Origin of the sequence: Sphingomonas sp. Leaf38, assembly GCF_001421825.1 — a bacterium.
In the GTDB taxonomy this organism is placed as follows: Bacteria; Pseudomonadota; Alphaproteobacteria; order Sphingomonadales; family Sphingomonadaceae; genus Sphingomonas.
Genome location: NZ_LMLD01000012.1, coordinates 95,026 through 101,057 on the forward strand (window position 1 = coordinate 95,026; position 6,032 = coordinate 101,057).

Here is a 6,032-nt window from a genome sequence, read left to right on the forward strand (position 1 = left end):
CCCTTGCGGGGAAGGATCGCTTGGATCCTCTACGTTCGCCCGTCACCGCGGCTTGCGCATCTGCCAGACGACTCGGCCGATCACGACGATAGCCCCTTCGGGGACCGGACCCGCCGCCGCATTGTCGCTCGTCGCCACCAGCGTTCCACCCGCCAGCGCAACGCGCTTCACCATCACCGCGTCGTCGATCCGGATCACGTAGAGCCCACCCTTCGCGCGCGGCGTTCGATCGGCGGTGTCGACGACGATGTGATCGCCGTCGAACAGCCCCGGCTCCATCGAACTGCCCCGCACGCGGATGATCGCCGCCTGCCCGTCGCGTAAGCCGAGTTGCCGCGCCAGCGCCGGGTCGAGCGTATCGGTGCCCAGCACGATCTCGCCATCGACCTGCGCGCCCGGCCCCGCCGACGCCGCGATATCGAGCCGGCGGATCCGGAAGCCCCTCACGCGGTCGGGTGGCGCGCCGAGTACCGCCTCGTCCACGCCGAGATACGCCGCCAGGAGCCGCCGATCGCGTTCGCCCAAGATCCTGGGCGATCCCCGCCGGACATATTGCTGGAGATAGGCGACGTTGCGCCCGAGCATCGCCGACAGCGCTGCGAGACTGTCCCCACGCGCCGCCGCGAGCGTCGCCAGCGCGTGCCTCGGGTCGGGATCGGATGCAGATTTCGACACCCCCCGACCCTAGCGCAGGAAATTTCCTAGACAAGTAGGATTTGCAGGAACAGATCAGGAACGAGACGCACAGACTCGGGAGGAACGACGGTGACGATTCTCATGAAGATCGATCGATATCTGCGACAGACGGGCATGCCGATGACCAAGTTCGGGCGGCTGTCGGTCGGCGATCCGCGGCTTGTCCACGACCTGCGTCGCGGCCGTCAGGCGCGCGAACCGATGGTGGCGCGGATCGAGTCGTTCATTGCGGGCAACGCGTCGTGAGGATGGACGCGCTCCGCGGCCGCGACGCGGGCACGCTGCTGATCCGCGGTCTGCGCAGCCATGCCGGCGCGGCCGGCGTGACGATGCACATCGCCACGATCGCGTGCACGCCATGGGCGAGCGCGACGTTCGTCGGCACGCAGCACCGGCTGACGATCGTCGCCGATCCCGTACCCGGTCTTCGAGACTGGATCGATTCGCTGCCCGATGCCGAGTTCGCGCTACGCGGGCATATCGTCGCGGATCTGGCGGTCGACCGCGTCGAGTCGATCAACGGCCGGCAGCATGTGACCCTAAACGTGCTGACGCTGATCGATGCGTAAACCGGCCATGGGGGGTGGACTTTCGACCGACGAACCACGAAGTCGGCGGTCAACGAAGGAGATGACGATGGCCGGGATGGGCAAGTTCGACTGGGCAGATCCGTTCCTGCTCGACGATCAGTTGAGCGAGGACGAGCGGATGATCCGCGACAGCGCGAAGGCCTATGCCGACGACAAGCTGGCGCCACGGATCGTCGACGCGTTCCAGCATGAGCATACCGATCCCGCGATTTTCCGCGAGATGGGCGCGCTCGGGTTGCTCGGGCCGACCATCCCGGAAGAATATGGCGGCGTCGGCGCGTCGTACGTGGCCTATGGTCTGGTCGCGCGCGAGGTTGAGCGGATCGACTCGGGCTATCGCTCGATGATGTCGGTGCAGTCGAGCCTCGTGATGTACCCGATCAACGCGTTCGGCTCCGAAGAACAGAAGAAGAAATACCTGCCCAAGCTCGCGACCGGCGAGTGGATCGGCTGTTTCGGCCTGACCGAGCCCGACGCGGGCTCCGATCCCGGCGGCATGACGACGCGCGCGAAGAAGACGGCCAATGGCTATGTCATCTCGGGCGCCAAGACGTGGATCTCGAATTCGCCGATCGCCGACGTGTTCGTGATCTGGGCGAAGTCCGACGAGCATGGCGGCGGCATCCGCGGCTTCATCCTCGAACGCGGCATGAAGGGGCTGGAGACGCCCAAGATCGAGGGCAAGCTGTCGCTCCGCGCATCGATCACCGGCATGGTGATGATGGACGAGGTCGAGGTCGGCGAGGACGCGCTGCTCCCTGACGTGCAGGGGCTAAAGGGGCCGTTCGGCTGTCTCAACCGTGCGCGCTACGGGATTTCGTGGGGCGCGCTCGGGGCGGCCGAATTCTGCTTCCATGCCGCACGCCAATACGGCCTCGACCGCAACCAGTTCGGCACGCCGCTCGCCGGACGCCAGCTGTTCCAGAAGAAGCTGGCGGACATGGAGACCGAGATCGCGCTCGGATTGCAGGCGTCGCTTCGTGTCGGCCGCCTCATGGACGAAGGCCGGTTCGCGCCCGAGATGGTCTCGATCGTGAAGCGCAACAACGTCGGCAAGGCGCTCGATATCGCGCGGATGAGCCGCGACATGCACGGCGGCAACGGGATTTCGGGCGAATATCAGGTGATGCGCCACCTGATGAACCTCGAGACGGTCAACACCTACGAGGGCGCGCACGACGTCCACGCGCTGATCCTCGGCCGCGCGATTACGGGTATCGCGGCGTTCTAGTGATAGGCCACGTGCTCGCTTCCCACCCCGGCGAAGGCCGGGGCCCAATTGGGGGACGCACCTTGGCTGATGGTGCGCCCAGTTACGCCGGCCTTTCGAATTGGGCCCGGGCCTTCGCCGGGGTGGTGATTTGAACATGGGACGGAAGCCCACCCCCCTCGCCGGGCTGAAAGTCGTAGAGCTCGCCCGCATCCTCGCCGGCCCCTGGGCAGGCCAAGTGCTCGCCGATCTCGGCGCCGACGTCGTCAAGATCGAGAGCCCCGCCGGCGACGACACGCGCAGCTGGGGCCCGCCCTTCATCGACAACCCCGACGGGTCGCGCGATGCCGCCTATTTCCACGCCGCCAATCGCGGGAAGCGCTCGGTCGTCGCCGACTTCACCACCCCCGAAGGCCAGGCCGAAGTCCTGGCGCTGATCGCCGACGCCGACGTCGTCATCGAGAATTTCAAGGTTGGCGGGCTCGCCAAATACGGGCTCGACTATGCCAGCCTCGCCGCGATCAATCCCCGGCTCGTCTATTGCTCGATCACCGGCTTCGGCCAGGACGGCCCCTATGCCCCCCGCGCCGGCTACGACTTCATCGTCCAGGGCATGAGCGGCATCATGGACCTGACCGGCGAGCCCGACGGCGCGCCGCAAAAGATCGGCGTCGCCTTCGCCGACATCATGACCGGGCTGTATTCCGTGATCGCGATCCAGGCCGCACTCGCGATGCGCGAGCGGACCGGCGAGGGTCAGCAGATCGACATGGCGCTGCTCGACACGATGACCGGGGTGCTCGCCAACCAGGCGATGAACTGGTTCGCCAGCGGCGTCTCGCCGACGCGCGTCGGCAACGCGCACATGAACGTGTGCCCCTACGCGGTCTTCCCGACCAGCGACGGTTGGTTCATCCTCGCGGTCGGCAATGACGGCCAGTTCCGCCGCTTCTGCGATGCGATGGGCTTGCCGGAGATGCGTGACGATCCGCGCTTTGCGACCAACGCCGGGCGGCTCGCCTTCAAGGACCTATTGTTCGCGGGGATAGAGGCGGCGACCGCGCAGGTCCCGAAGCTCGCGCTGCTCGCGCGGCTGGAGGCGGTCGGCGTGCCCGCCGGGCCGATCAACACTGTCGCGCAGGCGTTCGACGATCCGCAGGTGATCGCGCGCGGGATGCGAATCAATGCCGAGCGACCGGACGGTTCGACCATCCCCGGCCTCCGCACGCCGATCCGCTTCTCCGGCGCCGACCTCGCGATCGGCCGCGCCGCACCGCCCCTTCCGCGTCCGTCATTCTGACGAAAGTCAGGACCCAGAGCCACATACGCTAGCGGTCGTGGCTCTGGGTCTTGGGTCGAGCCCAGGATGCCGTGGAGGGTTCAGGCGACCGCTTCAGCCACCGGCTTCCGCGCGTACAGCCCATAGGCCAGAATCAGCGCGTAGCAGATCGCCGGGAGCAGCAGCGCGAAGTGCAGGCTGCCCGACGTATCCGCGAGCATCCCCGTCAGATACGGGATGATCGCGCCACCGACGATCGCCGTGGCGATCACGCCCGACCCTTCGGCCGCGCGCTTGCCAAGACCTTCGGACGCCAGCGAGAAGATCGTCGGGAACATCACCGCGTTCATCAGACCGATCGCCAGCAATGCCCAGCCCGAGATCGCGCCCTCGGTGTTCGCCGAGATCAGGATCAGCGCCAGCGTCCCCGTCGCGACGCCGGCGAGCACCTTGCCCGGCGAAACCTTGTTCAGCACGTACGCGCCGATGAACCGCCCGACGAGCGCGCCCCCCCAGTAGAACGGCACGTGCTTGCCCGCCGCCACGTCGCTCAGCCCCATCACGCTCGGCTGCATCAGATAGTTCACGATCAGCGATCCGACCGCGACTTCGGCGCCGACGTACAGGAAGATGCACGCCGCCCCCATCGCGAAGCGCGGGCGCTTCAGCAGCGTGAACGCATGGAAGATGCTGCCGGTCTGGTCCTGCTCCTCGTTGAGCCGGTTGCGCCTGGTCCACACGACCGCCGCGACGATGAGCAGCGCGATCGCGAGGCCGATATAGGTGTGCACCACGGTGCTCGACGATTCGCTGCGATACGCGTCGAGTGCCGCACCGGTGAGCTTGGACGAGTCGACCGTCGCCAGCCCACCGAGGATCAGCGCCGAGCCGACATACGGGAAAATCGTCGTGCCGAGCGAGTTGAACGCCTGCGCGAACGTCAGCCGGCTCGATGCCGACTTGGGATGGCCGAGCGCGGAGATCAGCGGGTTTGCCACGACCTGCACCACGGTGATCCCGGCGCCGAGCACGAACAGCGCGAACAGGAACATGCCGAAGCTCGCCTGCCCCGCCGCCGGAATGAACAACAGGCAGCCCGCGGTCATCGTCACGAGGCCGATCGACGCGGTCCGCATATAGCCGGCCTTGCGCACGATCGCCGCGGCGGGGATCGAGAACAGCGCATAGGCGAGGAAGAACGCCGACTGGACCAGCATCGCGGTCGCATGGTCGAGCGTGAACAGCTCCTTCATCTTCGGGATGATGATGTCGTTCAGCGAGGTGATGCCGCCGAAGATGAAGAACAGCGCGAACACGAACACGCGCAGATCGGGCGCGTCATAGCCGTGGCTGGCATCGCCTCCGGCTGCTGCTGTGGATTTGGTATCGACGTGCATCTGTGTTGCGCCCTCTCGTTATTGCGCGCGACATAAGCCGGGGTGGCGACGCGTGGCAATGCCGCGTGGTGCGATCCGTCGCGGCGGGCTAGGACGGCGGCATGAGCCGCTTCACCGTCAACACCGCGCCGATTGAATACAAGCTCGACAACGACACGCCGTTGCTGTGGGCGCTGCGCGATGCGTCGAACCTGACCGGCACCAAATATGGCTGCGGGACGGGGCAATGCGGTGCGTGCACGGTCGATATCGACGGGCGCGCGATGCGCAGCTGCCGCGTGCCGATCGGTTCGATCGAGGGCGCCTACGTCACGACGATCGAGGGACTGTCGCGCGAGCGCAATCATCCCGTGCAACTCGCCTTCATCGCGGAGGCGGTGCCGCAATGCGGGTTCTGCATTCCCGGGATGATCATGGCGGCGGCAGCCCTGCTGAAGCGCAATGCGGATCCGAGCGAGGCGGTGATCCGCGCGCAGATCACCAACCTGTGCCGGTGCGGTGTCTACCCGCGCGTCGTCGAGGCGATCCAGCGCGCCGGGCGGGCAATCCGCGGCGAGGAAGTCATCCCCGCGGGACCGCGGCCCGGAATCGATCCCGCGGACTCCGCACGGCTGGTGCCGGCGCTGGTCCCGCCGCCGGCGCGGTAGCGCGCGCCGCTCAGAACAAGGAGGAGCGAGACGTGCGGCCCGCGATTTCGGCACGGCCGATCAATGGTAGTGCACGGGCTGGCATCAGGATATCGGCCACAGTTGGTCGAGCACCACCCCGGCGAAGGCCGGGGCCCAATTGGAACGTCCGCAGTAGTGCGTCGCGCGCTTCGTTGCCTATCATCCCCAATTGGACCCCGGCCTTCGCCGGGG

7 protein-coding genes are annotated in these 6,032 nt (G+C 67.0%); 5 read left to right on the forward strand and 2 right to left on the reverse strand.

What is annotated here, in order from left to right; genetic code table 11:
* Nucleotides 1–42 precede the first annotated feature (42 nt).
* A complete protein-coding gene (locus ASE88_RS15975; protein ID WP_056479819.1) occupies nucleotides 43–675 on the reverse strand; it encodes a helix-turn-helix transcriptional regulator in 633 nt (210 codons plus the stop codon).
* 90 nt (nucleotides 676–765) lie between these two features.
* On the opposite strand from ASE88_RS15975, the gene ASE88_RS19265 reads away from it, so the two are divergent.
* The 4 genes from ASE88_RS19265 (at nucleotide 766) to ASE88_RS15990 (ending at nucleotide 3,796) form a co-directional block, all read left to right on the forward strand.
* Complete coding sequence (locus ASE88_RS19265) at nucleotides 766–942, forward strand: hypothetical protein (protein WP_200910275.1); 177 nt, start codon at nucleotides 766–768, stop codon at nucleotides 940–942.
* 2 nt (nucleotides 943–944) lie between these two features.
* Nucleotides 945–1,265: a hypothetical protein gene (locus ASE88_RS15980; RefSeq protein WP_056479821.1), complete on the forward strand. Its 321-nt coding sequence runs from the start codon at nucleotides 945–947 to the stop codon at nucleotides 1,263–1,265.
* A 67-nt stretch (nucleotides 1,266–1,332) separates the two neighbouring features.
* Nucleotides 1,333–2,517: an acyl-CoA dehydrogenase gene (locus tag ASE88_RS15985; RefSeq protein WP_055882315.1), complete on the forward strand. Its 1,185-nt coding sequence runs from the start codon at nucleotides 1,333–1,335 to the stop codon at nucleotides 2,515–2,517.
* Between the two features lie 136 nt (nucleotides 2,518–2,653).
* Nucleotides 2,654–3,796 (forward strand): CaiB/BaiF CoA transferase family protein, encoded by a 1,143-nt coding sequence (locus ASE88_RS15990; protein ID WP_056479824.1) that lies wholly within the window; start codon nucleotides 2,654–2,656, stop codon nucleotides 3,794–3,796.
* 80 nt (nucleotides 3,797–3,876) lie between these two features.
* Here ASE88_RS15990 and ASE88_RS15995 read toward each other — a convergent pair whose 3' ends face one another.
* Entirely contained in the window at nucleotides 3,877–5,172 is a 1,296-nt protein-coding gene (locus tag ASE88_RS15995; RefSeq protein ID WP_055880941.1) for a sugar MFS transporter, read from the reverse strand.
* A 101-nt stretch (nucleotides 5,173–5,273) separates the two neighbouring features.
* Between ASE88_RS15995 and ASE88_RS16000 the strand changes: the two genes are divergently transcribed.
* The gene (locus ASE88_RS16000) at nucleotides 5,274–5,819 is read left to right on the forward strand and encodes a (2Fe-2S)-binding protein (RefSeq protein ID WP_055880943.1); all 546 of its coding nucleotides are present in this window, start codon (nucleotides 5,274–5,276) and stop codon (nucleotides 5,817–5,819) included.
* Nucleotides 5,820–6,032 lie beyond the last annotated feature (213 nt).